At 65.6% G+C, this 25,363-nt stretch carries 25 protein-coding genes and 2 pseudogenes; 7 read left to right on the top strand and 20 right to left on the bottom strand.

Features of this window, described 5'->3' with window-relative positions:
- Positions 1-8 precede the first annotated feature (8 nt).
- The 3 genes from BW982_RS18235 to BW982_RS10170 form a co-directional block, all read right to left on the bottom strand.
- Entirely contained in the window at positions 9-218 is a 210-nt protein-coding gene (locus tag BW982_RS18235; RefSeq protein ID WP_076492905.1) for a hypothetical protein, read from the bottom strand.
- A 2-nt stretch (positions 219-220) separates the two neighbouring features.
- Positions 221-457 (bottom strand): hypothetical protein, encoded by a 237-nt coding sequence (locus BW982_RS10175; RefSeq protein ID WP_139327404.1) that lies wholly within the window; start codon positions 455-457, stop codon positions 221-223.
- A 142-nt stretch (positions 458-599) separates the two neighbouring features.
- Positions 600-1,787: a sensor histidine kinase gene (locus BW982_RS10170; RefSeq protein WP_076492899.1), complete on the bottom strand. Its 1,188-nt coding sequence runs from the start codon at positions 1,785-1,787 to the stop codon at positions 600-602.
- A gap of 211 nt (positions 1,788-1,998) precedes the next feature.
- Here BW982_RS10170 and BW982_RS10165 point away from each other — a divergent pair, with 211 nt between their 5' ends.
- Complete coding sequence (locus tag BW982_RS10165; protein ID WP_076492897.1) at positions 1,999-2,658, top strand: response regulator; 660 nt, start codon at positions 1,999-2,001, stop codon at positions 2,656-2,658.
- 16 nt (positions 2,659-2,674) lie between these two features.
- Here the strand turns inward: BW982_RS10165 and pdxH are convergent, their stop codons facing one another.
- Positions 2,675-3,316 carry a pyridoxamine 5'-phosphate oxidase gene (pdxH, locus tag BW982_RS10160; RefSeq protein ID WP_076492894.1) on the bottom strand — a complete coding sequence of 214 codons (642 nt, stop codon included), beginning with the start codon at positions 3,314-3,316 and terminating at the stop codon, positions 2,675-2,677.
- Between the two features lie 210 nt (positions 3,317-3,526).
- On the opposite strand from pdxH, the gene BW982_RS10155 reads away from it, so the two are divergent.
- Positions 3,527-4,603, top strand: coding sequence for an alkene reductase (locus BW982_RS10155; RefSeq protein WP_076492891.1), 1,077 nt, complete (start codon positions 3,527-3,529; stop codon positions 4,601-4,603).
- Positions 4,604-4,683: 80 nt separating this feature from the next.
- On the opposite strand, the gene BW982_RS10150 is transcribed toward BW982_RS10155, so the two are convergent.
- From BW982_RS10150 to BW982_RS10110, 9 genes are all read right to left on the bottom strand, one after another.
- A complete protein-coding gene (locus BW982_RS10150) occupies positions 4,684-5,871 on the bottom strand; it encodes an ABC transporter permease (protein ID WP_083696631.1) in 1,188 nt (395 codons plus the stop codon).
- The gene (locus BW982_RS10145; RefSeq protein WP_175611084.1) at positions 5,868-6,581 is read right to left on the bottom strand and encodes an ABC transporter ATP-binding protein; all 714 of its coding nucleotides are present in this window, start codon (positions 6,579-6,581) and stop codon (positions 5,868-5,870) included. The genes BW982_RS10150 and BW982_RS10145 overlap by 4 nt, the downstream gene beginning before the upstream one ends.
- 3 nt (positions 6,582-6,584) lie before the next feature.
- A complete protein-coding gene (locus tag BW982_RS10140; protein WP_139327403.1) occupies positions 6,585-7,199 on the bottom strand; it encodes an efflux RND transporter periplasmic adaptor subunit in 615 nt (204 codons plus the stop codon).
- 206 nt (positions 7,200-7,405) lie between these two features.
- Positions 7,406-7,807: a hypothetical protein gene (locus BW982_RS10135; RefSeq protein ID WP_139327402.1), complete on the bottom strand. Its 402-nt coding sequence runs from the start codon at positions 7,805-7,807 to the stop codon at positions 7,406-7,408.
- Between the two features lie 142 nt (positions 7,808-7,949).
- On the bottom strand, positions 7,950-8,384 hold the full coding sequence (locus tag BW982_RS10130; RefSeq protein ID WP_076492878.1) for a hypothetical protein: 435 nt from the start codon (positions 8,382-8,384) through the stop codon (positions 7,950-7,952).
- 185 nt (positions 8,385-8,569) lie between these two features.
- Entirely contained in the window at positions 8,570-9,031 is a 462-nt protein-coding gene (locus BW982_RS10125; protein WP_076492875.1) for a hypothetical protein, read from the bottom strand.
- Between the two features lie 16 nt (positions 9,032-9,047).
- A complete protein-coding gene (locus tag BW982_RS10120) occupies positions 9,048-9,905 on the bottom strand; it encodes a hypothetical protein (RefSeq protein ID WP_139327401.1) in 858 nt (285 codons plus the stop codon).
- Positions 9,906-10,033: 128 nt separating this feature from the next.
- A complete protein-coding gene (locus tag BW982_RS10115) occupies positions 10,034-10,540 on the bottom strand; it encodes an RNA polymerase sigma factor (RefSeq protein WP_076493646.1) in 507 nt (168 codons plus the stop codon).
- 178 nt (positions 10,541-10,718) lie between these two features.
- On the bottom strand, positions 10,719-11,027 hold the full coding sequence (locus tag BW982_RS10110; RefSeq protein WP_076492870.1) for a hypothetical protein: 309 nt from the start codon (positions 11,025-11,027) through the stop codon (positions 10,719-10,721).
- An 85-nt stretch (positions 11,028-11,112) separates the two neighbouring features.
- Between BW982_RS10110 and BW982_RS10105 the strand changes: the two genes are divergently transcribed.
- Complete coding sequence (locus BW982_RS10105) at positions 11,113-11,556, top strand: helix-turn-helix domain-containing protein (protein WP_076492867.1); 444 nt, start codon at positions 11,113-11,115, stop codon at positions 11,554-11,556.
- 56 nt (positions 11,557-11,612) lie between these two features.
- On the top strand, positions 11,613-11,900 hold the full coding sequence (locus tag BW982_RS10100; RefSeq protein WP_175611082.1) for a HepT-like ribonuclease domain-containing protein: 288 nt from the start codon (positions 11,613-11,615) through the stop codon (positions 11,898-11,900).
- On the opposite strand, the gene BW982_RS10095 is transcribed toward BW982_RS10100, so the two are convergent.
- Positions 11,867-12,451 (bottom strand): dihydrofolate reductase family protein, encoded by a 585-nt coding sequence (locus BW982_RS10095; protein ID WP_076492863.1) that lies wholly within the window; start codon positions 12,449-12,451, stop codon positions 11,867-11,869. The two genes, BW982_RS10100 and BW982_RS10095, sit on opposite strands and share 34 nt — an antisense overlap.
- 176 nt (positions 12,452-12,627) lie before the next feature.
- Between BW982_RS10095 and BW982_RS10090 the strand changes: the two genes are divergently transcribed.
- Positions 12,628-13,464: an aquaporin gene (locus tag BW982_RS10090; protein WP_076492860.1), complete on the top strand. Its 837-nt coding sequence runs from the start codon at positions 12,628-12,630 to the stop codon at positions 13,462-13,464.
- A gap of 50 nt (positions 13,465-13,514) precedes the next feature.
- On the opposite strand, the gene BW982_RS10085 is transcribed toward BW982_RS10090, so the two are convergent.
- Entirely contained in the window at positions 13,515-13,853 is a 339-nt protein-coding gene (locus BW982_RS10085) for a dihydrofolate reductase family protein (RefSeq protein ID WP_175611081.1), read from the bottom strand.
- A gap of 836 nt (positions 13,854-14,689) precedes the next feature.
- Between BW982_RS10085 and BW982_RS10080 the strand changes: the two are divergent.
- A pseudogene (locus BW982_RS10080) lies at positions 14,690-15,481 on the top strand (restriction endonuclease).
- Positions 15,482-15,658: 177 nt separating this feature from the next.
- Here BW982_RS10080 and BW982_RS10070 read toward each other — a convergent pair.
- Positions 15,659-18,157 carry a DEAD/DEAH box helicase family protein gene (locus BW982_RS10070; protein WP_076492855.1) on the bottom strand — a complete coding sequence of 833 codons (2,499 nt, stop codon included), beginning with the start codon at positions 18,155-18,157 and terminating at the stop codon, positions 15,659-15,661.
- Positions 18,154-20,046 carry a site-specific DNA-methyltransferase gene (locus tag BW982_RS10065; RefSeq protein ID WP_076492853.1) on the bottom strand — a complete coding sequence of 631 codons (1,893 nt, stop codon included), beginning with the start codon at positions 20,044-20,046 and terminating at the stop codon, positions 18,154-18,156. Before BW982_RS10065 ends, BW982_RS10070 begins: the two co-directional genes overlap by 4 nt.
- On the opposite strand from BW982_RS10065, the gene BW982_RS17775 reads away from it, so the two are divergent.
- A complete protein-coding gene (locus BW982_RS17775; RefSeq protein ID WP_139327400.1) occupies positions 20,045-21,214 on the top strand; it encodes a hypothetical protein in 1,170 nt (389 codons plus the stop codon). The two genes, BW982_RS10065 and BW982_RS17775, sit on opposite strands and share 2 nt — an antisense overlap.
- A 194-nt stretch (positions 21,215-21,408) precedes the next feature.
- Here the strand turns inward: BW982_RS17775 and BW982_RS10055 are convergent.
- The 3 genes and pseudogenes from BW982_RS10055 to BW982_RS17490 form a co-directional block, all read right to left on the bottom strand.
- Positions 21,409-21,681: pseudogene (locus BW982_RS10055) on the bottom strand (peptidase E); the annotation flags it as partial.
- Between the two features lie 356 nt (positions 21,682-22,037).
- Complete coding sequence (locus BW982_RS10050; RefSeq protein WP_076492849.1) at positions 22,038-24,329, bottom strand: NACHT domain-containing protein; 2,292 nt, start codon at positions 24,327-24,329, stop codon at positions 22,038-22,040.
- Entirely contained in the window at positions 24,326-25,102 is a 777-nt protein-coding gene (locus BW982_RS17490) for an NYN domain-containing protein (protein WP_083696627.1), read from the bottom strand. Before BW982_RS17490 ends, BW982_RS10050 begins: the two co-directional genes overlap by 4 nt.
- Positions 25,103-25,363 lie beyond the last annotated feature (261 nt).

The following is a 25,363-nucleotide window of genomic DNA, read 5'->3' as shown; positions in this document are numbered from 1 at the left end:
GGCTGCGCTCACCCGCCGGCGACGGCGCGGCCGGCCTCGAAGGCCGCCACGAGGCCGCCACCGATGGCTGCTCCGCCGGCGAAAGCGCCCGCGAGGGCGAGAGGGGTTGCGAGCACCGGGCCATCGGCATCCGATCGGACGCGGACGGCCTCACCGATCGCGGGCCGCGAGCTGAACACCGTGACGGCGTCGCCCACCCGGGCTTCGAGCGTCGCCACGGTCACCACGTCCCCACGGCGCGACCGGCGACGTAGGCGCCCACGACGCTCACTCCCCCGCCGACGGCGGCGGCGGCGAGCTTCCATGTCGCGACGGCGGCCGGCGCCGCCGCCACGGTGGCGGGGGTTCCCAGGACGGGAGCCGACACGGCGTTCCCGAACGGACCGTCGTCGGGGATCGCCGCGACGGCGGCCCCCACGCGAGCGGACAGAGCGGCATCCCTGGACATCATCGTCATCGTCATCATCTGGACCTTTCCTCGAATGGACGAACGGCCCCCAGGCTGACGCGCGGCGCCGCGGTCCTCAAGCGATGCGGGGAGAATCCATCCCAAAGTGCAGGTGGTCTGCGACTTTGGGGGGAGATGACGGGCGCAGCGGTCAGCGGACGGGGAGCGCGGCCTCGACGTGCCATCCGTCATCGCGCGGGGCGGCGTCGAAGGTGCCGCCGAGGAGGAGCACCCGCTCGCCCATGCGCACCAGCCCGTACCCGCCGCGCGTCGCATCGATCGGATCGGGCCGTTCCGGCAGCGAGTTCCACACGCTCACGCGGGCCTCGGTCGTCGAGGCGCTGACGCGGATGTTCACGGTCTGCGAGCCGGAGGCGTGCTTGAGGACGTTCGTCCCCGCTTCCCGCACGATCCGGGCGAGCGTGCCGCTGACGAGGCGGTCGACGTCCGTTTCGTCGGCGATCGTGCTCTCCACGGTCACCCGGTAGCCCGCGGCGGTCAGTTCGTCGCGCAGGTCCGCGACCGCCGCGACGATCCCGTGCTGGTACACCGTCCGACCGGTGCCTTCGTCGGTGTCGCCCACGAGGAGCACGACGCGACGGATGTCTGCGAGGGCCTGTCGTGCGGAGTCCACGATGGCCTGTTGCGAGATGCGGCGCTCGTCGGCGTCGGTGGTGTACCCGAGAAGTCGGGCGTGCATGGCGATGACGGTCAGGTCGTGGGCGACGACGTCGTGGAGGTCGTCGGCGATGCGGCGGCGTTCCTCCATCGCGATCTCCCCGCGTGCCTGTTCGGCCACGAGCAGTCGACGTCGGCTCTGCACGTCGCGGGCCGCCAGGGCGCGCAGGACGAGCCCGATGATGCTCGCGCCGACGGCCACGACGAGGGCCGCGACGAAGCCCGAAGCGGGTTCCTGAGCCGGCAGGACGAGGCGGATGCCGACCGCGGAGCCGACGAAGGCGACGAAGTAGACGACCTGGAACACCGCGGAACAGCACCGCACGACGATGACGCACCCCAGGGCGAGGGCGAGGATCGCCTCCTGCTCCGCGTCGAGCGCGACGGAGGCCGCCGTGAGCAGCAGCATCGCGCCGACGAAGATGCTCGACCGCCAGACGGGCAGTGCGAAGCAGAGCGTGAGGATGCCCTGGAAGACGACGTCGTCGACCCCGGCTCCCTGCGCGGCGCTGAGGATGAGGTGACCGACGAAGCCGACCGCCACCATGATCAGGAGGGCCGCGGATTCGGTCCGCGTCAGGTCGGACGGCTCTCGCAGCGAGTCCCCGAGGGAGCCGAGCCAATCGATCCGCGGGCGCGAGGTCCCTCGGCGCGACGTCATCGCACCATTATGCAGACCGCCGGCTCACAGCTTTCAGCTGCAGACGCCGAAGAACTTGCAGAGGGCGGTCCAGATTCCATTCGCTTCGTACACGGCTTCCCCTTTCGGTCACGTTCCACTCTTGCCGGAGGCGAGGGCCCGCGCCTCCCGCGGAGGTCGGAACCGCTCTGCCACTTTCGACGGGTGCGGGCAGAGTCCGTAAGGTGGCCGCATGGGGCGGATACGGGTGTTGGTCGTCGATGACGAGTCCCTGCTCCGCCGAGCGCTCAGCGTCTTCGTCAGTGAGGCCGACGACATCGAGGTCGTCGGCACCGCCGCGGATGGCGAGGAGGCGCTGGCTCAGATCGCGGCCATGTCGCCGGACGTGGTGATGATGGACGCGCAGATGCCCCGGATGGACGGCGTCACGGCGACGGGGGTGATCACGCGCGACCATCCCGGCATCCAGGTGTTGGCGTTGACGACGTTCGGGTCGCTCGACACGATCGTGCCGATGCTCCAGGCGGGGGCCGGGGGGTATCTCCTGAAGGATTCGGAGCCGGATGACATCATCGCGGGGATCCGCGACGTCCACCGCGGCCTGCGCGTGCTGTCTCCCGCGGTCGCGGGGGCGCTGGTGTCGTCGTTGACCCCGGCGACGGAGGGGCGGACCGTGCGTCTCACCGCCGCCGAGCGCCTCACTCCCCGCGAGGCCGCGGTGGTCGAGTTGCTCGCGCGGGGGCTCTCGAACGCCGAGATCGCGCGGCAGCAGAGCGTCACCGAGGCCACCGTGAAGTCGCATCTGAGCAACGTGATGGCGAAATGGAATGTGCGCGACCGGATCCAGGTCTTGATCCGGGCGGTGCAGGCGGGGCTCGTGAGCCTCGACTGAGTCCGCGGGCTGCCGCTCAGGGCTGCCGCCGCACTCCCTGCCACGCGTCGCCGGCGCGCGTGAACACGATCCGGTCGTGCAGCCGCGACGGGCGCCCCTGCCAGAACTCGATCTCGCGCGGTTCGATGCGGTAGCCGCCCCAGTGCGGTGGTCGCGGCACGGGGACCCCGTCGGCGAACCGCGCTTCGACCGCCGCCATCTGCTCCTCGAGGGCGGCTCGGGATGCCACGGTCTCCGACTGGTGGCTCGCCCAGGCCGACAGCTGCGACCCGCGCGGACGCGACGCGAAGTACGCGTCGTCGCGCTCGGGCGGCAGCGGGGTCGCTGTGCCGAGCACGATGACCTGCCGCTGCAGCGCGTACCAGGGGAAGAGCACCGACACCGCCGGATTCTCCGCCAGCGCGCGCCCCTTCCGCGACTGTCGGTTGGTGAAGAACCAGAGCGCCCCGTCGTCGTCGATGCCGCGCAGCAGCACGGTGCGCGAGGTCGGCGCGCCGGTGGCATCCACGGTCGAGACGACCATCGCGTTGGGTTCGGGAAGGTCGGCGGCATCGGCGAGCCACCGCTGGAACAGGTCGATCGGCGAGGCGGCGAGCGCGCCGTCGTCGAGTTCGGCGAGCGTGTAGTCGAGCCGGTGGGCGAGGGGGTTCTCGGTCATCGCGGGGTCCTCCGGTGGGGCTCGGGAGCACCATCGTATGGCTGTGGAAGCGGGCTGAGCGGAGGATATGGGCCGAGCGGAGGACGATTCCCGCGGCATCCGTCCTCCGCTCGCCGTTTCTCCTCCGCTCGCCCCGGGGCTCCCGCGGAATATCCGCAATGCGCAACGGGTTGGCCCTACCCGGCCCTGTTCCCCCTCGAAAGGACTCCCGTGAGCCTGTTCAGCCCCACCACCGTCGGAGACGTCGCCGTGCGCAACCGCGTCTCGCTCGCCCCCATGACCCGCCTGCGCGCCGGCGCCGACGGTGTTCCCGGACACCTCGTCGCGACCTATTACGCGCAGCGCGCGGGCATCGGCCTGCTGGTGACCGAGGGTGTCTTCCCGAGCGCCGAGTCGCGGGCGTACCCGGGTCAGCCGGGCATCGTCACCGATGCGCAGGCGGCGGGCTGGGCGAAGGTGGCGGATGCCGTGCACGCCGAAGGCGGAGCCGTCTTCATGCAGCTGATGAACGGCGGACGCGTCTCGCACCCCGGCATCACCGGCACCGACCGCATCGTCGCCCCCTCGGCGATCGCGATCGAGGGCGAGACCCGCCTCGCCGACGGCACGAAGGTCGCCTTCCCCGTGCCGCACGCGCTCGAGACCGCCGAGCTCGCGACCGTGCGCGACGAGTTCGTCGCCGCCGCCCGTCGCGCGGTGGATGCCGGTATCGACGGCGTCGAGCTGCACGCCGCCAACGGCTACCTGCTGCACGAGTTCCTCTCCCCCGCCTCGAACCAGCGCACCGACGGCTACGGCGGTTCGCCCGAGGCCCGGGCGCGGTTCGTCATCGAGGTCGCCGAGGCCGTGGTGGCCGAGATCGGCGCCGGTCGTGTCGGCATCCGGATCTCTCCCGCCCACAACATCCAGGACGTCTGGGAGACGGACGACGCCGAGACCCGCGCCACCTACGAGGCGCTCATCGCCGGCCTCGCGCCCCTGGGCCTGGCGTACCTGAGCGTGCTGCACGCCGACCCCGCGGGCGACCTGATCCAGGACCTCCGCCGCGCCTTCGGTGGCACGGTCATCGTGAACTCCGGCTTCTCGCGCGTCACCACGCGTGACGAGGCCGTGTCCGCCGTCGAGGACGGCATCGCCGACCTGGTGGCCGTGGGGCGCCCCGCGATCGCGAACCCCGACCTGGTGACGCGCTGGGAGCAGGGCGCCGACGAGAACGAGGTCGATCAGGCTTCGGTATACGGCGACGGCGAGCGCGGGTACACGGACTACCCGTTCCTGGAGGGCTGAGATCCCGGATGCCAAAGGCGGGCGGTCTCACGAGGGTGATGCCGTCCGCCCGCCGGTCCGTCGGGGTACGCGAGGTTCGATCACTCGCGCAGAGCCAGCGCAACCGGCAGGCGGGCCGCCTTCATCGCGGGAATCGCCGCGCCCGCGATCGCCGTCAGCGCCGCCGCGGCGCATCCGACCGCACACGCCACCCAGGGGAACGGCGGAGCGCCCACGACCGAGCCCGCGGGAACCAGAGAGGGCGCGACGGCGTAGACGAGAACCACCGCGGCCCCCGTCGCGAGAAGCGCAACCACGGTGGCCATGGCCAGTGACGAGCCCATCACGAGCAGGAAGACGTCCCACCGATTCGCGCCGATCGCGCGCCGGATGACGAGCTCCCGTGCTCGTTCACCGACCGACGACAGGCCGACGTTGAGCAGACCGATCGCGGCGACGAGCAGCATGACAACCGCGAAGAGCGTGAAGATCACGCTGAGGGTTTCGATCTGGGCAGCAACTCGCCACGTCGTGTCGGTCCGCACCGCCGGCGACGAGAGGGCCAGGCCGAGGTCCGCTGCCGCGTCGGCGACGAGCCCCGCGCTCACCTGCTGCGAGATGTGCGGGCTCGTGACCCGGATCGCGAGCGGCCCGAGACCCGAGGTACCGAGGAGCGAAGCGTAGGCGCTGAGATTTCCGTAGGCCTTTGGGTCGGTGCCACCGTCGGCGATCACGGCGGCCACGGTGAAGAGCGCTCCACGCTCGTCCGGCGAGGTTCCCAGAAAGAACGACGCGCGTTCAGGGAATCCGAGCTGGCGCGCAGCCACCTCGTTCACCGCGATCGCGGGAGGGAGTTCTTCGTCGGAGAGGGGAAAACGCCCGTACGTCACGGCGAGACGCCGTATGGAGGTCAGGTCGCCTGCATCCCATTCGATGTCCAGGACGCTCGCGGCTTCATTGTTCGCAAGCTCCGCGGGAGTCCGGAGGAAGACGGTCGATTGGGCACTCACGACCGCATTGCCGACGTTCCCGAGCCGCGTGTGGAGGACACCCACCAGCGCTCGTCCGGCGGAGCCGAGGTCCTGCGGGGGAACGTCGACCTGAGCGGTCATCGTCACGGCCCGCCCGCCGGTCTGCTCCTCGTACGCGACGAGCATGTCGCTCGCGATCGAACTGGCGGCCGAGACCCCGACCAGGGCGAGCACGCCGATGAACATGGTGCCCGCCGACAGGAGATTCCGGAGGCGATGGCGGCGAAGATCCCGGAGGGCCGCGACGAGTGCTCTCATCGCAGACCGCCGGGAGTGGGGGCGGAGTGATGCGGGCGCAACGCTCCGTCGAGGAGGTGCCACTGGCTCTCGGTGGAGTCCGCTATCGCCGGATCGTGGGTCACGATGACGAGACCGCTCCCGGAACCGACCGTGGCATCACGCAGGACGCTCATCACGTGATGCCCCGTATCGACGTCCAGGGCGCCAGTGGGTTCGTCGGCGAGGATGAGCCGCGGATGCCGTACCAGTGCTCGGGCGATGGCGACACGTTGCTGTTCCCCACCGGAGAGCTGCGCCGGTTTGCGCGCCGCGAACGACGTCATGGCGACGAGATCGAGAGCCCTCTCGACCGCTCTCCTCATCTCGCGCGGCCGGGGACTCGGGCCGAACGAGAAGGGCAGTTCCACGTTCTCCCGAACGGTGAGGTGCTCGATGAGCGAATAGTTCTGGAAGACGAAACCCACCAGAGAGTTGCGGAGCCGGGCGGCCTCCCTGTCGCGGAGGTTCGACACGTCGGTTCCTGCAATCGTGAGTTCGCCGCCGTCCGGACGATTCATCAACCCCAGGATCGCGAGCAGCGTGCTCTTCCCGGAGCCCGATCTACCCAGGATCGCCGCCGAGGTCCCTTCACGGACGCGGAAGGAGACGTCACGCAGAATCGACAATCGGTTCCCGCTGGGGAGGCGGACCGCGGCAGTGAGATCGTTCGCGACGACCACGTCAGCCACCACCTAGCCGACCCCCGGCGGAAGTCCCGCAACAGTGTCTCCGGCTTCGAGCCCGCTGACGATTTCGATGTAGACACCATCGGTGAGTCCGAGCCCCACGGTGACGGTCTCGCGGGAGCCGTCGTGATTGACCCGTGAAACCCGACCTTGCCCCGCCCTTCCCGATACCGCCTGCAGCGGAAGCGCGAGCACATCGTCTCTCCGTCCGGTGTTCAATCCCACCTTGGTCTCCAGGCCCGAAGCCACAGCGGTGTCCAGCGGGAGGAGGCAGAGAACGCCGACGCTTTCCTTCGTGTCGGGGGCTTGGGCCGGCGGAACGAGCTGGCAGCCGATGCCGGAGGGACCGCCCGTGACGTTGACGGTCGCGGTGACCGCCCCCTCGTAGAGCCTGTACTGCTCGGAGACGGGAACATCGACCACCACGCCGAACCCCCGATAGGAGACGACCGCGATCGGAATTCGTGAAACGACTTCTGTGGCATCCGCCGCACGCATCTCCGCGATGGTGCCGGGTGCGGGCGAGACGACGGGCTGTCCGTCGACCCGTGCGATGGCGTGATCCGCATCGACGGAACTCCCCGCCGCGGATCGGTCCGTGTAAGCGACCTGCCCCGCCACGGGCGCCTCGACCAGGAATCCGGGGCTCGGCACGACCGTGCCGCTCAGAACCACCGTCGAGGTGAGCGACCGCTTCTCCACTTGGACCACGGCCGGCGGTGCGTCGGCACTTCGTTCAGGGCTCGCGGCCTGTTGCGCGGTGCATGCCGTCCCGCCTCCCCCGATGACGACAGCGACGACGAGCGCGGAGCCGAACCGAGCCCGCGTCATGACGGGCAATTGGCACTGATATCGGCTTGGATCTGCGAGGCATCGCCGAGTTCCGCCGCTTCCAGCGCTGCTTCGAACGGAACCTGCATGCTGGCGGGGTCCCACGACTGCTGGTAGGTCTCCGTATCTTTCACGGAGGCGTAGATCGCAAGAGCGCGCGCGGCCTCGTCGTCGTCCACACCGCGGACCGCGAGCCACTCCCTGCCCCACGCACAGTTCCAGAAATACACCGCTCGATTCGCCCCGAATCCCTGCTGGTACATCTCATCGGTCCCGTCGAAAGGCACGTGAGGATACTCCGCGCCTTCGGGCAATGCGAGGGTCGCCGCGGTCTTCGCATACTCCGCCACCGTGGCGTCGTAATCGAGGATCGTCGTGTCGTGGGCTTCACGGTCCACCGGATCCGGGGAAGAACTCGCGCACCCCGTGAACAACAGAGGCAGGACGACCATCAACGACAGCGCCCCCTGCTTCCGACAACTCGTCATGTATGTCCTGCCTCTGTGGTCTTTCTGCTGAACGCGCGAAGAGAACGCCGGTTCAGTAGTGGAGATCGCCGCCCCAGGTGTTGTCGCACGCGCCGCTCGAGGGCTGCATGTGCGCCCGCATCGTGAATCGCGTGTTGACGACGTAGGCGCCGGAGGGGATGATCGTGCCCCACGGCGAAGATCCGGTCACCATGGTGGCCTGGTGGGTTCCCCCGGTCGCCGTGATCTTGGTTCCGACGGTGGTCTGCCAGCCACCCCACTGGCTGCCCGCTCCATTCGTCAGGTAGAGCTGGGTCGGTCCGGTGCTCGTCGTCCGGCGTTCGTTGGTGTAATTGACCCATGAACCGGTGCAGTTGACCTCTCCCCCGACCGTCGTCGTCGCGGCGTTCGCCGGCAGGACACTTCCCGCCAACAAGGCCATGGCCACCGCCCCGCCGGCCACGGACCGCCAGAGGAACGACCGATTCTTCTCACCTGTGCTGCGCATGACTACCCCCGTTTGCGTCGTCGGTGACGGCTCGTGCCGGCACCGGGTCGTGTCCGCGTTCGAGAAGCTGCGCGCCCACCGAACCCGTCGTCTGGGTTGTTTCCTGACGCCGGGAATCGGTTACACGGAGATTCGGGAATCTCCTCCCCACCGACCCGATCCCTCGCACGGACGGGAAAGGAGCCTCAGCACCCGAGGCGCGAAATGGTCGCGGTCGTGTTCTTGTACGTGCCGGACGCGCTGGATGCCACGACCGTGCTGCCGTTGAACGCATAGACGGTGCCCGCGGTGCGGGCGTTGGCGAAGCTCCGCACCGGGCTTCCCAAGGGAGCGACGGAGTTCGTCCCGGCGCAGTTCGTGAAGGCGATGCGGGCTCCCGACTGGTATGTGCCGGTGTATGCGCAGAAGCTCCCGGTGGCACAGGATCCCACCGACCGCGCCGAGACACCTCCGCTGAACGTCAGAATGACTTCACCGTTGTTCCAGCTGATCTGACCCTCCCCCGTCTGCGTACCGCCGGGGTATTCGGCGAGGACGTGGTCGACGCGATCCTGCAGTCGGTCGTCCGCGGCGTGCGCCGCAGGGGAAGCGAAGACGGACAGGGCGGCGATGGCGACCGTGGCGAAGATCGGCCGAATCGATTTCATTGAGGATTTCCTCCGACTACTCCCAGGCGATGTACTCGATGACCGCCGGAGCCTGGATATCCGTGCGCGAGGAACCGATGTAGGTGACTTCGTACGAGAGCACACCCTCGCTCGCGCTGAGCACGAGCGTGTCCCGGTACTCGCCGGGAGAGCGCGACTCGGTGCTGAACGCCACACCCAGTCGGCCCAGTCGGTCGGTCACGCTTCCCTCGACTTCGACGTCGGGAAGGGTCGCCAGGAACGCGATGAGCGCAGCTTCTTCCTCGCTGGACAGCTGCTTCTCGGAGAGCAGCAGGCGGATGGCGGAGAAGTACTCGCCGCTCGTCCGGTGAGGAACGGTGCCACTCGCCTCCAGGTACTCACCGACCCGCGACGCGACCGTCGGTGGAGCGCCGAACACGGTGACCACGTCTGCCGCCGCCTGGACGTCGGACCAGAGCACGGTGCCGGGTGCCGGCGTGGGATCCGAGACCAGCGAGCCGCTGGGTGCGTACGGGGTCCCGGCCCGGACCGTCACTCGCACACTTCCGTCGGGGAGGTGCTCGATCTGGTGCTGCTCGGGGGCGATGAAGCGAGGGGAGGAGCCGGCGTCGGGATCGAAGGCCAATGCCCACGACTGGAACCGGATCGTCCCCCCGCCCCCTTGTCCGGCCGCACGACGCGCGTCGCTGATGCTCATCAGGTTTTCTCCCGCCGTCCCCAGGATGGGCTCGGGTGTGAGAAGTCGGGGGGTCGCGGCCACGGCCGACGACGGCTGGAGGAACGTGATCGAGCCCACGGCGCCGAGCACGATCACCAGCAGAACGGACGCGGCAGCGAGCCACGCGGGTCGGCCACGCCATGCCCGCCGACGGTCAGGGGCCAGGTCACGCACGCCGTTCGCCTCCGACTCATCGGAAACGATTCGCTGAAGCACGGTCTCCGACGCGGCGCCGAGCGTCTCGCCGCGTCGAGGCGTCCGGGGCCGCGCAGCCCGGAGACGGTCGCTGAGTTCGTCGTCGTTCACCGCGTCCCCCTCTCGTCGTCGGCACTGGCATGGGAATCGAGCAGCTTTCTCAGGCGCTCACGCGCACGAAGCAGTCGGACTTTCACGGCGGCCACGCTGCACCCGAGGATCTCCGCCATCTCTTCGCGAGAGAGTTCCTCCCAATAGGCCATCCAGATCAACTCACGGTCGTCGAGGCGCAGCTTCGACACGACGTGCCGCAGCATGATGGCGTCGTCGTCGGCGAGGGCCGGTTGAGTTACCGACGTCTCCGCGACGAGTCGCTGGTATCGCCGCGTTGCCCGGGACCGGCGTCGGTACTCGTTCCCCACGACGTTCCGCAGTGTCGCGTACAACCAGCGAAGCGTGAACACGGCTTCGTGTTCACCGCGGTGACGCCATGCCGCGGTGAACACCTCGGCCGTCACGTTCTCGGCATCCTCGATGTCGTTCAATCGGTTGAAGGCGGCGGTCACGATCACCGCGTGATACTCGCGAAAGAGGACCTCGAATGAACGCGCCACGGTCGTCGCATGCGCACGCGGTGCGCGCGAGTTCGCGATGTCAGGGCCCACGTACTCTCTGTTTCCGCCTCGAACAGATTGGTTACGCGGATCCTTTCACGATGTGGTCCGCGCGGTTCCCTCGACCGGTAGCCGGGCCCCGATCTGCGCAACGGACGAGCCCGGATGCCACGGTGCTTCAGCTACTCAGCACCACGGACATCAGCACCCAAGCGACAGCGAGAGTCACCGCCGTCATAACGAATGCCGTGGCCCTCGTCGCTATCGCGAGCCGCGGCATCCGCTGCGCGTCCCACACGACCGCCAGGATCGCGAGAACGAGCACCGCGAAGAACGCCGACACGGTCGTGATGCTGGCGGCATCCACGAGATGGCCGGTGTTCCGCAGCGTTCCCATCACCGAGAGCGCGCTGCAAACGATCGCGACCCAGGTCGCGGCGAGGATCGGCGGCAGGAACCAGACGCCGACCTTCATGAGCTTCCCCATGGCGCCCCCCTCCTCGCGGACTCACACTCTGTCACGGACACCACAGCCATATCGCCCTCGATAACCCCCGCGATATCCTGTCGATGTGGACATCCGTGCGGAGCGACGAGCGGCCGGCCTGAGCCAGGCCGAGCTCGCCCGCGCTGCTCAGGTGCCGCAGCCGAACGTCTCGGCATACGAGAACGGCCGGCGCCAGCCGAGCCCCGAGGTGCTCGAACGCATTCGGCGAGCGCTCGCGGGCAACCTCCGCGAGCGGCTCGTCCGCCACCGCGACGAGATCCGCCGACTCGTCGCGGAGTATCACGCCTCCGATCCGCGCGTTTTCGGATCCGTGGCCCGTGACGAGGCCACCGAGTCCTCCGACATCGATCTCTTGGTCGACTTCACACCGGAGGCCGGCCTTCTCGACGAGATCGGTCTGCGCCTCGCACTTGCGGATCTCCTTCGCGCGGAGGTCGACGTCGTGGCATCCGACACCCTCCGAGGGGATCTGCGCGCCCGCATCCTGCGCGAAGCGGTGCCGGTGTGAACGCGGAGGCGCGGAAGGCTCGCGATGCCGCGACCCGGGTCATCGCGGTGTGTGACGTGATCGCCCAGATCGTGGCCGGCGGCAAGGACTTTTTCCTCACCGACGTCCAGGCCCAGTGGGCGGCGGAGATGGGGCTGATCCGGATCGGCGAGGGGGTCGCGAAGATCCCCGCGCCGGTGCGCGAGCGCTTCGCCGAGCAACCGTGGCGGCTACTCCTTGACATGCGTGACCTCGCGAGACGCCAACTCGACGACCTCGACCCGCACCGCGTCTGGCGGACGCTGACCGTCGACGTTCCCCGGCTGCGCGGCTACCTCGCCGAGGTGCTGATCCCGGGAGTGTGACCAGGCCGGTACCGCTGCACCGTGACTCCCGAACGGAACTCCCGCCGCTCGACGAGCTCGAGGTTCAGCTCCACGCCATCGAGCAGTCGCGGCCCGCGCCCGGCGATGACGGGCTGCACGACGAACGTGTACTCGTCGATGAGCCCCGCCGCGGCGAGCGCCGCCGGAAGCACCACACCGCCGAGCGAGATCCCCCGCCCCGGCTGCTCCTTGAGTCGCCGCACCGCGTCGACGAGATCGCCCTGAAGGAGCTCGGCGTTCCAATCCACGGCATCGAGAGTGGTGGATGCCACGACCTTGCGCATCGGATCCATCACCTCCGCGAACGCGACTTCGCTGGCATCCATCCAGTCCGGCCACTGGCCCGACACGGGTCGACGCCACGCGCCCTGCATCAGCTCGTACGTGACGCGCCCGTAGAGGAGGGTATCGGAGCGGCGCAGTTCGTCGGTCCAGAACGCCATGGTCTCGGCATCCGGCGGCAGGCCCGCCTCGTGGTGGACGCACCCGTCGAGGGAGACGTTGATGCCATAGCGGAGGGGTTGGGTCACGGCGGTCTCCTTCGACCCGGGGCGGTGGCGTCAGGCTACCCGCGCTCCCGCGCGATGGACAGGAGCGTTCCCTCGACACGCGTCCAGTCGCTTCCGGACGGCGGACGGAGAGCGACGCCGACGCGTCTTCCTATAGTCCTTCCCATCGACACCCCCGCCGAAGAGGAGGACCCACCGTGAACATCGCCATCACCCCGCCCGCGCCCACCGCGGCCGCCGCCGTGACGGGTCCGACGCCCATCCCCGTCGGCTGGGTCGCACGCCTCGGCGCCGAAGTCTTCGGGACGGCGGTGCTGGTGTTCGCCGTGACCGGCGCGGCGACCCTGTCGGCGGGCGTTCCCGGAAGCGCGGATGCCGGAGCCTTCCCCGTCGCTGTCGCCCTCGGTCTCAGCGTGCTGGTGTCGAGCTACGCCATCGGCCGCTACTCCGGTGGGCACTTCAACCCGGCCGTGACCGTCGGGCTCGCCGTCGCCGGACGCTTCGCGTGGCGTGACGTGCTCCCCTACGTCGTCGCGCAGATCGTCGGCGGTGTCATCGGCGCGTCGGTCGTGCGGCTGGTGCTGCGCGGCGGTGCCGGACTCAGCGCGGGCACATTCGCCTCGACCGGCTGGGGTGAACTGTCGCCCGGCGGATTCGACCTCGCCTCGGCGATGCTCGTCGAGATCGTGGCGACCGCGATCCTGGTCGCCGTCGTACTCGGCACGACCGCCCGTTCCGCTGATCCCGGCCACGCCGGCTTGGCGATCGGCTTCACCCTCACGCTCATCGGGATCGTCGCGATCCCCGTGTCGAACGGATCGTTCAACCCCGCCCGCTCGATCGCGACCGCGATCTACGGCGGACCGGTGGCCCTGGACCAGCTGTGGATGTCGATCGTGGCGCCGCTCGCCGGCGGAGTGCTGGCCGGGGGTGTGAGCGCGCTGTGCAGCCTGCGCCGCCGCCGGGCGCGGGCCGGGCGTGAGGCGTTGATCGGGTCGTCGCGGGTGGTGGTCGGGGCGGAGGTTCCGGCGTGACACCGAGCGCCGTCCCGCCCTGCGGGGGGGGGCGTCAGGGGGAACCGGCGTTACGGGTGCGCCAAGGCGACGACATCCCCGCGGAGGAGTTCGGTGCTCCAGTCCACGGCGTCGAGAGTGGTGGGTGCCACGACCTTGCGCATCGGGTCCATCACCACCACGAACGCGACCTCACTGGCATCCATCCAGTCCGGCCACGGTCCCGATACGGGTCGACGCCACGCACCCTCCATCAACTCGTAGGTAACGCGCCCGTAGAGGAGCGTGTCAGAGCGGCGCAGCTCGTCGGTCCAGAACGCCATCGACTCGGCGTCCGGCGGCAGGACCGCCTCGTGGTGGACGCACCCGTCGAGGGAGACGTTGATGCCGTAGCGGAGGGGTTGGATCACGGCGGTCTCCTTCGACCCAGGCGAGACTGCCAGGCTAGTGGCGCTGTCGTCCGATGAATTGAGGCGTCGCCGCGTTCGCGCGTTACTTGTCCAGTCCCAAGGGGATGACGACCGGCGAGCGAAGCCACCGACTCGGCCACCTGTCTCGGGCCGAGACCGTCGGCACAATACTGCCCCTCGTTGCGACCGTGTCAACACTCTCGGCGCGCGTTCTCAGGAGCCGGCCGCCGCCGCGTCCGCGAACGCCTTGGCCTCAGCGCTGCGGTGGCGAGCTAGGCGATAGCCACTATCCCGCTGGGCGTCGCACAACACCATGACCATAAGGAGCGGCCGACGGAGGCTGCTCGTAAAGTCAACACCCCGGCATAGTCGGCCCGAGGAAGATTGAGGGCACGCGTTGATGATGGCGCGAGTCGCACACGGAGCCGCCGCATCCTCGGCACGCGTATCCATCGCGAACATCGTGCATCACGGTGCCGCAACACTCGCAGCGCGGTTGCTGGACCGCATCGAAGAGTTCCACAGAGTGAGCATAGATTCTCCGACCTTCCGGCCCTCGCTCCGCTCCGAGGCAAAGTAGTGGGTGAGGCTCGCGCCGCCCCAGGCAAGGGAGCGGCGCCTGAGCGACGACCGGTTGGGTCTCGACGTGATCAGTCACCCCCACTTATCACCGCGATTGCCCGCCGTCACGTCCGAATGCTGGCTCACATCTCCACGCATCCGGGCGTTGACGCCGACGCCGTGCCGTGCGAGAGCGCGTCACCTCACCGTGTGCGCGGTAGCTCGCCCGAGTGTGATCGGCGCGTCACCAGGCCCCCGACGATCTCCGATCGTCGATTGCGTCCTTCCGGTACGGACTGACGGCATCACTCGCGTCGCCCAAGTCACCTTCTGTTATTGCAATTGAGCAATTCACTGAGGCGCAGCAAGACATGCTGCACAACGGCGGTCCGGAGACGGAGATTGGGTACCGAGTTGCATGGGCGCGGACATATCTGAAGTGCTTTGGGCTGCTCACGAACTCGCAGCGAGGAGTTTGGGCAATCACGGAAGCCGGCGATCAGTTCTTAAAGGACCCGATGCTGACCGAGGCGCGGCAGACGACTGAACTAATGCGAATGAAGGCAGAGAATTTGCGGAAAGCCGCCGCCGAACGTGCCGCGCGTGAGGACGCATCGGAGCCGCAAACAGCGTTGGTCGAGGAGCTTGACAGCGACGAGCCCGACGAATCCTTACAGCCCGTATCTTCCGCGACGTGGGAAGAGCGGATCATCGCCACCTTGACAGCCGACTCTTTCAGCGCATCTCAGTTTGAAAGACTGGCGAAGCGGCTCTTGAGAGAGGCCGACTTCGATTCCGTAACTATGACGGGGCGCGCCGGCGACCAGGGCATTGATGGTATGGGCGACTACCGCCTGGGGCTCCTCTCCTTTCGGGTTTAATTCTAATGCAAAAGATACAAAGGCAGCGTGGGCGCCGGAGAGGTGAGAGACTTTCGAGGCGCGCTTCAAGGACGGGGCGAGAAGGGGCTGCTGATCACAACGGGCACGTTCACCGCGGCCGCCAAGGCCGAAGCACCACGCGACAGACCACGCAGGTCGATCTCATCGATGGAGAGCGCCTCGTGAGTTGCTCTTGAGTTACGAGCTTGGCTCTGCTGTTCGACTCGTCGAGGAGGTTGTCGTGGACCCCGACTTTTTTCTGTTGCTTGAGGCGGCGGGCACCTCGATAGCCAGCAAAACGATGCGGGCTGCGCTTCTCTTACCATTCCTTTCGCGATCCTTGAGTTGAGCGGGAGTCGGCGGCTAAGCTCCGCCTAGGCCCTTCAAAGCAGCCCAAGATCCTTTCGCATCTTCGATATCAGACTCCGAGACCAGTAGATATGACCAGCGTGGCCCATGTGCGAATTCTGGCGAAGTGTTCACGTAGTTGGCCCACCGTTTGGCGGCCACCCGTTTGCCACTGACCTCGGCGGACTTCATCTGGTTGTCAGCTTTGACTTCGACGATCCAGCGTTGGTCACGTGCGACGCTCACCAGGAAGTCAGGATTGTAACCTCCCCCTGTACGCCAACTGATCGGTAGATCTCCGGTCTGCAGTCGGACCCACCAGTCGACCGCGACATCGTCCTCCAGTAATAGCGCTACGTCTCGTTCTGGGGATGAATCGAACCAGTCCGCGGTCATCAACGATTTGTGGAAGCCGCGGTACGCGGTGTCTCGACCGAACACCCCTCGCGGGTCGTCGCTCTGCTGCGCGCGCGTATTCTGTCTCTGCGGCCTGAACGGACGACCAACCGCCACCTGCTCAGTTTCCGCAACGGTCGACAGTCGATGTTGTTCGTCGTTAACAAGACGGATAAGCCTCGCGGCAGCGCGCTCGAGATACGCCGACAACAGCTCCTCTGCGCCGCCGTTCAGTCCATCGAAGAAGGCGTCCAGTAATGGTTCGGCTGCAAGTCGTTCCGCGTCACGGTGCTCTCTGCGTGCGCTCACCGCGGGCGCCGCGAGCATCGCCTGCAGCAACTGTCCGCGGAGTTCAGACGAGGTCATGTGAATCGCGGTCTGAGTGACCACGCGGTCCTGAGCGGTGGCTCGAACGAGTTGGATTCGCTCGACCCCATCGATACCACGAACCTTCTTCGCGGACACGATCATACGGCGCAGCTCAGAGTCCGGGTTAACTCTAAGTCGGCGGCCCATCTCACGGAAGGGCGACTCGTCAGTGATATCTCGTAGAGAGAAGCTCGCACCGACTTTTGTGGCGCGCAAGATTGGAAGCTCTACGGCCGGCGCGTCATGACGGAGTTCGACCGGAGGTCGCTCGAAAGCCGCCGTTGTGCTGGCGCCCGTAGCAATACGAGTATCGACGTCGCCAATTTGAATTGCGGCAGAATCATCCGCATAGCCTTCGATATGCGTTGAAGCCGATTCGAGAACGCTTTGACTCACCTCTTCTTCGTCGCGAAAGAGGTAGTCCTGGCCTTGCTCGTCAGTGCGGATAGTGGCCCGCGTGCGGTAGGAAACTAGCTCCTCATTGAGGATTCCCGCACGATCCAGCAACTGACGGAACCGATCGTGAGCAATCACTTCGAGGGTGTCAAGCATTTGGACCCCCGTGTACTTTCCGAATGCTAGTCGAAGTCCGCGCCCCAGCACCTGCTCAGTCAGGACATCAGACAATGAAGGCTGCGTGGATAGAAGCACATACACGTTCTTGACATCCCAGCCCTCCTTCAACATCCGAACAGAAACGATCACGCGGATCGGCGAGTTAGGTTCCTCCACCCGAGAAAGTCGTTCCCACATTGCAGGCTCATTTTTCTCCGTGACCGACGAGTCGACTTGAATGACGGCGTTAGAGTACAGCCCGCCCCTGAAAGACGAGTCGCGCAGCAGCCCCGTGATCTTGTCGGCTTCGCCGGTGTCTCTTGCCAACACGAGCATCACCGGGTTAACGATCGCGGCGTCGCGTACTCGTGCGCGGTAGGCTCCGACGGCCCGCTCCTTTGCTTCGAGGAGGGTCGTGGCGTCGACCAGCTTGGTGAGCAGGTCCTTTCGGTCGTCTTTCCGACCGACGATGACGGGGGTCTTCACGAGCTTCGCACCGATCGCCGCTGCGAGTGGGTAGCGATAGATGACGTCTTCTTCTCTGGTCGCGCGGTGGGGCGTCGCGGTAAGACCCAGCAGCACCTTTGGATTCAAACCTCTAACTGCTTCCGAGAACCGAGGACCGTAGTAGAGGTGATGTTCATCCGCGAGTACGACCAAGTCCTGGCGACCCGCCAAGAGTCCATACAATCGACCGCCGAGCCCTTCGGTGTATTGATGCGTGCGGCGACCAATGCCCTCGTTCGGCTGAAGTAGCACCTGAACCGTCAGCACGTAAACCTTGACCGTACTCGGGTCGTTGATAGCCTGCACCATCGCGGGTGTGTTGTAGTTGTCGGCCGTGATCAAAACGGTACGTACGCCAAGCATCTTGGTGAGCGATTTCGCTGCGCCGGGGGTGAAGTTCTCGACCGTCTTCTGCCGGATCGTGGCCCCCGGCACTACTACGACAAAATCCGTCCAGCCGCGATGTTGCGCGAGATAGTCGATAACCGCGCCCATGACGTATGTTTTCCCTACACCGGTTGCCGAGACGACCACTCCTTCGAATGGCGAGGGTTCGTCCCGCACGTCGTAGTGATCTGAGACGTACGCTGCGACCGTCTCCAATGCTTGCTTGTTTGGCTCACGCAGACCCATCCGCCTACTGATCTGCTCGATCAGGGCATCGTCAATGTCAAAAATGCCGATCATGCTATTGCCTGACTGGACTCGAGAAAGTCGGATGCCCAATTCAAACCCGCCGACCGCCGACCGACTTGTCGATAGTTGGAAATGATGGCCTCCGGTATCTTCTCCAGCGACGAGCCACGGCGCATCTCGGCGAGACGCTCCTGGGCGTAGGGGTCGATTCCCGTTCCGTAAACGACGAGAAGCTGGCCTTGCGGGAGCCAGTCCAGAAGAAAATCGACGACGGCGTCGTTGACCAGACCGTCAATCACTGCGAGCCTCTCATCGCCTCGGCGGCCACAGAACGGAGTGTCCAAAGCAAAGTCGAAGTTGTACTGCGCGGCGACAGCCTCAGCGAGGCGATCACCTGCGGCCCAACTGGCAAGGAAGATCTGTCCGTCCTCCTCCTCAAACATCGATGGCCCAACGTCGAGCACGCGGAAGCCTCCGCCGCCCTTCCAATGTGAGGTTGTCCTGGTCGATGTTCGGGATAGGCGTTTCGCGGCCTTCGCGAGGATTGCAAGTTGAGCGGAAGACATCCCGAGTTCCTCGGGTGCGTCGTCCGCCCAAGCTGAAAGGAGACGCGCCGCCGCGGCTGCGTCCGATATCGTCGCTTGACCCGGGAGCTCACTCACCGGAACGGACTCTTCTGTGACGCCAACGCCGCCGGGGTCAGTACCTTCAACGACACGACAAAGTCGAGGGAGGACGAAGGCCTCGACCGTCGCACGCGACCATTCGGCAGCCAGCCACCGACGACCAAGCTTGTGCGCCACCGCCGCTGTAGTTCCCGATCCCACGAAACAATCAAGGACAATCTCGCCCGGACTCGAAGCCATCTCGATGATCCGCGCGAGAAGCTGTTCCGGCTTTGGAGTCGCGAACGGAGTCACTCCGGGAAAGAGCGCCGTGAGGTGAGCCTTGGCCTGGCGTGTAGTGGGCAAGTCCGTCCAAATGGTGGGCCAGGGCCGTACGGGGTTGATCGGAGCCCACTCGCGCGTGTAAGGCACCCATTTGCTACCGGTTGTGCCAGCGTGACGTTGTTTCCAGATGAGTTCGCCTGAACGCTCGAGCTCAGCGACCCGTCGACGGCCCAGCGACCAGTTGGCTTCGCGCCCGTCGTCGTGAATGGGCCATATCTCGACGCCGTCCGGGCCAGAAATTGGGTACCACATCGTGGGACGGTCCGCACGAAGACTGTTCTTTCCATTCTTTTTCAGAAGACGATCGCGGTACCGTCGGCCATCCGGCGCAGCGCTTCCATATGCGTTCAGGATCGATTCGTCCAGCTTGCGCGCGAACGCTGCGCCTCCTCCGGGCGCCTTGGTGTAGCACAGGATTGTCTCGTGGTCGGGTGTAACAGAGACTTTGTTGTCGTTAGGACTGTCCACTTTTCGCCACACAAATGACGTGACAAAGGACGCAGGGCCGAAAACCTCGTCAAGGACCAGCCGCGCCCGATGCACTTCGACATCATCTAGGTGCACCCATACGGATCCTTCCGGGGCCAGCAGATCGCGGATCTGCTCCAACCGATCACGCATCATCGTTAGCCAGATGGAGTGTTCTAGGTTGTCGTCGTACTGCGTGAAAGCCTGGCCGGTGTTGAACGGGGGATCGATGTAAGCGAGACGCACTTTTCCGAGGTACTCGTCCGAAAACTCCGGGATCTTCGCCACCGAAGTCAGGGCATGAAGGGCGTCGCCTCTGATGAGTAGGTTGTCGCGGGCCCTCGAAGTTCCGACTTCGCCGACCGCGGTGACGTCATGAAGGAGACGGACTTCGCTGACCCGGTAGTCGCCGCGGTCGGCCCACTGAAACGATCCGTCCTCAAACGAAAGCAGACGGCGATCCTTGTCGGTCCAGGTCAGTTCGAGACGACCAGTGTGCTGAGGTCTACCGTCCGTCGGCATGAATGCTCTCCTTAACGAAGCGTGTACCGCGACAGCCTATGGCCAGGCCCAGACATCGGACGTCACCGCGTTCCGGTCGGTCCATTACCGACGAGGGCGACGGGTCCAGACGTTCACCCAGTATGTCCAGCCGTTCGACCGCGAACCGCCTGCGTCATCTGCCCGTACGCTCGGCGCCGCTCCGGGCCGCACCGGCGCGCCCGGCACCTCCGAAGACCTGCGGCTGATGCTCGGCGCGGTCCAATACAGGGCGTTCGATCGCCCGGCCGGGGGAAGCGCGCCAATAGAGTGGGCCTTGACGGATGGGGGCGCCATGACACTCGGAGTTGCGTGGATCAGATCTACTGGCGGCGTCCGCGAGATGGTTTTCGCATCGGACAGCCGTCTCAGCGGAGGTTCTCCGGAACGCTGGGATGCATGCCCAAAGATACTCACCCTTCCGCGGTCTGACGCGCTGATCTCGTTTGCAGGGGTCACCGAGCTCGCGTACCCGGCGATGCTCCAGGTGGCCCGCGCTATCGAGGTGCATCCGGGCTTGGTGAACCGGCTGTTCGACATCACCACCCTGTCGAGCCTCGTCGAGGACGTCTTGAATCAGATGGTCAAGCTCGTGAAGACCGGATCCCGCGATTCGCTTCTGGACAGCCTCCGGCAAACGGAATTCTTACTAGGCGGATTCTCCTGGCAGTTAGGTCGCTTCAAATTGTGGCGGTTTGCCTGGAAGAATTCTGAGTCGCGGTATGTCAAGCGCCGCTGCCTTCCCACAAGACAGCTTGGCGCAGACAGGGTTTGCAAGTTCATCGGCGGTCCGTCTGGACCAGCTCGAGAGAAACTACGCGAGCTTCTCGAGTCCCGGCCTCGTGGAGAAATTGGCATGGAGCCCGTAGAGGTCCTTCAGTTGTTTATCGACGCGCCTGAGTACGACGATGTTGGCGGCGCCCCGCAAATTGTAAAGACCTATCGGCACTTGAACTCGGAGCCGTTCTCCGTCCTGTGGCCTCCGAACGGTGACGGTCAGGCGACTTTTGCTGGCCGCCCGCTTCTTCGTTATGAGAAGTCATTCACGCCTCCTCTCGACCTGCGGAAACCTGATGCTCACTCCGCGAGGTTGCAGGCAGACGAGGCCGCGATCATCATCGAGGGCCTGCCAGTTGACTCCACCACCTGACCCGAAGGCGCGATCCTACCAAGGCAAGAAAGGGGCTGACACGCCGTCCTGTCTTGGCTTCAACCTGCTGCTGGAACGAACACACATGCAGACAACAACGGCGGCCAAGGGGTTCAGGTCTTAATCTGGGCGACTCGGAACAGGTAATCGAACCGCTCTTCAATGTCCCCAGGTGCCAACATCCCTCGCTGCTTCTACGCCCGTCCGCAGTCGCCCGGACCGCCGTCGAAGAACTCCCAGCTCCCCTCGGAGACCACCCGCACGTCGGTGCCGACCACCGCGAGGGCCGTCTGGTCGTCGATCGCGTACGCCGGCCCGGCGATCTCGGCCGCCCACCGCCGTGCGTTCTCGCTCGTGTTGAACGACCACCCCGGATAGTCCAGGTGCGGAAAGATCGAGAAGTCGACGAGGTCGAGGGTCTCGTCGGTGCCGTCCGGTTGCGAGTCGACGAACTCCGGACCGATGCGGCGAGCTTCCACGCCCAGGGTAGTCGCTTGAGAATCCAAATTCGGGCTGTGCCCGCTGAGCGGGTCGCTGCGTGGAGGCCAGGTTTAGCTGTCACTTACTCGTGCAGCGGTCCCCTACGCGAGCGTCGCAGGGTCGATTGATGTTGCTGCACACATGCGGTCAGATGCTCGCCGTCGATCGCGCGCAGGAACTAGCCGGGGCTTCGGGTAGCGCGGATGTAGCGATCCGTTAGCACGGGCGCGGCGAGCCCCGTGCGGGCAGTGACACGGGCGCGTTCGCGCACGGCGCTTTGGGTCTGAGAGTGTGTCTGCGCTCCCCCGAGTTGGGGCGCACCCGAGCATTCCAGCAAGCTGCGCTACTTCGCGAACTGTAGCGCCCTCCACGTGTCCCCGTGCTGGCCAGCTGTTCCCTCGGCCGCGATGAAGTCGTCGAGGCTGACAGCCAGTGTCCACGCCTGGTGATTTCCCGATCCACGCCACTTTCGCTTCTCGACTACGCCGTGCTCGACGAGTAGTGGCATGAGTTGGCCCTCCACTGCCGTGAAGTCCCCACCGAATCGTGACCGGAGATTCTCATCGGACACGATCGTCGTGCGGTGGAACATGCGGAGTAGTTTTCGGAGCAGGCGGATGTTACTTGAGTCACTCACTTCGTCGGAATTATTGATCGGCAGTTCTTCCTCGACGAAACTGAAGCCGAACTCCTCCAGCGCGCGCTTGATTCTGGCTGGTGCGTACTCCCGAGTCTCTTCGCCATCCGCACCCTCAATACGCACGCCTTCGATTCGGCACCGCGAGATGGCAACGTTGGTGAACTTAGACTCCTGGTCGAGCAGCAACTCGCCCATGGCCATGCTCTCGAGGAGGACGTCTCGCCAGTCAACGCCGCGGAGCGACGCGTTGACGAAGGTGCCATCCCGCAAGGTGAAGTCGCTGACGGCCGAGTTCTCGAATGCAAGGCTCGAGTAGATGGCACGTCCCGTGAAGCTGGCCGGTGATGAGAAGCTCACGCCATCAACGAGGAAGGGGATGAGTGTCCCAAGGTTTTGCTGAAGGAAGGTGGGCTTCCATTCGTCAACGAGAGCCTGTTCCATCGTGGAGAGAAAGGTTTCGACCGCACCCGCGTTCCGCTCAAGCATCGAGCATACGTAGCGCGCAGTTGAGTCACTCAATTGAGAGATGCTGAGGAATCGAACAAGCTCATTTGGGCCCGCTCCGGTCATTACAGAGGCAATGCGTTCCCTGAGGGCGTAGGCGATAAAGTAGTCGCGAAACTCCGGGTGATCGAACGTCCGTTGGGTCTGGTTGCTTCCAGGCGGGGCAACCAAGAGGACGTGCATCCTCACCATCTCTATAATCTGTTGCCGGAGCCCGGTGTCTATGGACCATTGATCGAGCAGCAGCGTCGCGATCGTCTCGATGATCTCGATGTGCAGGCGATCCTTCTGGCTGCGGTGCATCTCCTCGGCGACGTCTGCGAGGAAGGCGAGGTGCTGGTCTTCGGTGAGGTAGGGCTCTCCCGTCTCTCGGACCTTCCATTTCTCAGCGACCTCGCGCTTCACAAAAGCCGAGACAACGGAGGCGACGCCGCTGTATGGGTCGTCAGGAGCTCGGAGAAAGTCCTTTGGCGCCGCCTCGTAGAGGACTGAAGCGCGAGCTATCTGGGTGACGAGGTAAGGCCGGGTAATTAGCGGGTGCGTCCTGTCGCCGCCCAAAACGCTGACGATTTCGTCGTACATCTCGCGCGGAGCTACGACGCGGGACCCTTCGAACTCGGCGCGCTCGAAGTAGGTGAGTACGTCGCTCTCCGTCCACGCATTCAGTTCCATCTGATCGAACTGGCAGGGATCTGGGACGCCGCGACGAATCATGCCACCGCGCCGAAGGTAGTCGTCGGTGTTAAAGAATGTCCGCCTGGATGCCGCAACGACCACTCCTTGACCGCCCAACTGTGACACGAGGGATGCAAGGGCTCCCAGCGCATCCGCGCCACCTTGCTCCGCAGCAAGTTCGTCAAAGCCGTCGACGCCTACGACGAGCGCTCCGCGCCGCATGAGACGAATCACCGCGGGCATCCAGAGACCGGAGAGACGCAGATCAGCAAGGTCACCCATTAGCGCCTCTGACAACCGCAACAGTTGGCGCCCCTGCAGATCCAAATGCCAGAAGAGATAGGGGGATTCGCCACGAATGAACCGACCCGCCTGCTGGATCTGATGTTGGCGCAGAAGTGCCGTCTTCCCATGACCAGCATCGGCGGTCACGAACAGCACCCGCGAGGAGAAGGGCGATGCTGTCGCGCACCGATCATCGAGAAGCGTCAGGCCGTCGCCCTGGACCACATCCTCGGCAGCCCTTTGTAGGGTGACATCCGCATTCACGAAGCCGGGGACTGCAAGTCGTCGCTCGACCAATCGTTGGGCGAGGACGTCTAGTCTCGCGAGATTGTGCGTGAGGAATCGGAGATAAGGAATCCGCGATTCATCGACGTTCACGAGCAGCTGGCCGTCCGCCCGCCGGGTGAGTACGCCAACGAGCTCCTCGCCGTTCCGTTGCAGAATGAAGCTTCCATCCGGATCGACCGCAGCCCCCGACTCGTCGTCCGCGAACGCCGACAGGTCTTCGATCACTTCTTCGAACTCGCTCATGCGCTCACCTCAACGATCTCGATACCGGCGGCAGAGAGGACCCCGGTCGCGTACTGAGACGCCTCCTCCGCACGTGGCACCAGCTGCACGAAACGCACATCGTTGGTCAGTTTCGCGGCGAGGAGCGGGGGTACGAAGTCGCTGTCTCCCGAGACGACGACGACGGCCGAGTAGGCCGTTGGGAGATGCCCAACTGTGAGGATGTCAGTTGCCAGCAAAGTATCGACCATCTTCTGCTCATGAACGACGAACGCGTCGCTTGCGACCAGTGTGCAGGACTCTACCGGGCACGCTCTGCCGGAGTGCTTCGTGAACGACTTGAGGATAGCCGCCGGGCAGGTTGCATCGATCTTGGCGCACGCGTCAGGGTATGGCTGACGACTCAACCGAATCCGCGGGAGTGATCCGCGCTGTCGATAAGTGCCCAGGAGTGGCGAAGTGTGTCCAGCAGCGAGTGGGCTGACTGCCAGTGTGATGTCTCCGCGAAGAATCCTTCCGTCGCGAAGCACGGTCGGAAACTGTGGCATCGCGGTCATAACGCGCGCTACCTCGCTTCCATGCCGACTCAGATCGCTCGCGTCATACCACCCGCCGTAGAGGCGGATATCGAACCTGCCCACTGTTTCGTGTCGCGCCGACAAGTCCCGCAGCCAACGCGAAACCTCGAGTGCGATCTCTTCGTCCGAGAGTGCGCTGCTCGGAGGGAACGCATTGTCATAGTCCACAAGAACCAAGCACGCATCACTATCGCCGTCGCCCACGGAGGAGTTCACACCTCACGATATCGAGACGAGAGCGACAGACCCGAAGATTCCGCCGACGCGCCGCAAGTCGTACCGGGCGGTTGTCTGGTCACCGCACACGTTCACGACGAGGCCGAAGCGAAGAACTGCACCGAGCGACGGAAGCCGCCCGCAAGCAGTAACCGCTGTTCCACCGCAAGGTTTGGCCTGGGTCGGAGTTTTGGTTCGATTCCAGCCGAGCGACACCTGCGACATTCTTGTTCTCGACGTTGACGATCGCGAGATTGCCCG

Source organism: Microbacterium sp. RURRCA19A (genome assembly GCF_900156455.1).
In the GTDB taxonomy this organism is placed as follows: Bacteria; Actinomycetota; Actinomycetes; order Actinomycetales; family Microbacteriaceae; genus Microbacterium.
This window is presented reverse-complemented; position numbering and strand designations above follow the sequence as displayed.

Bases quoted from the DNA above. Each gene is read 5' to 3' on its own strand.
- BW982_RS10175 (WP_139327404.1), bottom strand. From the start codon at position 457: ATGACGATGATGTCCAGGGATGCCGCTCTGTCCGCTCGCGTGGGGGCC.
- BW982_RS10170 (WP_076492899.1), bottom strand. From the start codon at position 1,787: ATGACGTCGCGCCGAGGGACCTCGCGCCCGCGGATCGATTGGCTCGGC.
- BW982_RS10165 (WP_076492897.1), top strand. From the start codon at position 1,999: ATGGGGCGGATACGGGTGTTGGTCGTCGATGACGAGTCCCTGCTCCGC.
- pdxH (WP_076492894.1), bottom strand. From the start codon at position 3,316: ATGACCGAGAACCCCCTCGCCCACCGGCTCGACTACACGCTCGCCGAA.
- BW982_RS10150 (WP_083696631.1), bottom strand. From the start codon at position 5,871: ATGAGAGCACTCGTCGCGGCCCTCCGGGATCTTCGCCGCCATCGCCTC.
- BW982_RS10130 (WP_076492878.1), bottom strand. From the start codon at position 8,384: ATGCGCAGCACAGGTGAGAAGAATCGGTCGTTCCTCTGGCGGTCCGTG.
- BW982_RS10125 (WP_076492875.1), bottom strand. From the start codon at position 9,031: ATGAAATCGATTCGGCCGATCTTCGCCACGGTCGCCATCGCCGCCCTG.
- BW982_RS10110 (WP_076492870.1), bottom strand. From the start codon at position 11,027: ATGGGGAAGCTCATGAAGGTCGGCGTCTGGTTCCTGCCGCCGATCCTC.
- BW982_RS10070 (WP_076492855.1), bottom strand. From the start codon at position 18,157: ATGATCGGCATTTTTGACATTGACGATGCCCTGATCGAGCAGATCAGT.
- BW982_RS17775 (WP_139327400.1), top strand. From the start codon at position 20,045: ATGAATGCTCTCCTTAACGAAGCGTGTACCGCGACAGCCTATGGCCAG.
- BW982_RS10065 (WP_076492853.1), bottom strand. From the start codon at position 20,046: ATGCCGACGGACGGTAGACCTCAGCACACTGGTCGTCTCGAACTGACC.
- BW982_RS10050 (WP_076492849.1), bottom strand. From the start codon at position 24,329: ATGAGCGAGTTCGAAGAAGTGATCGAAGACCTGTCGGCGTTCGCGGAC.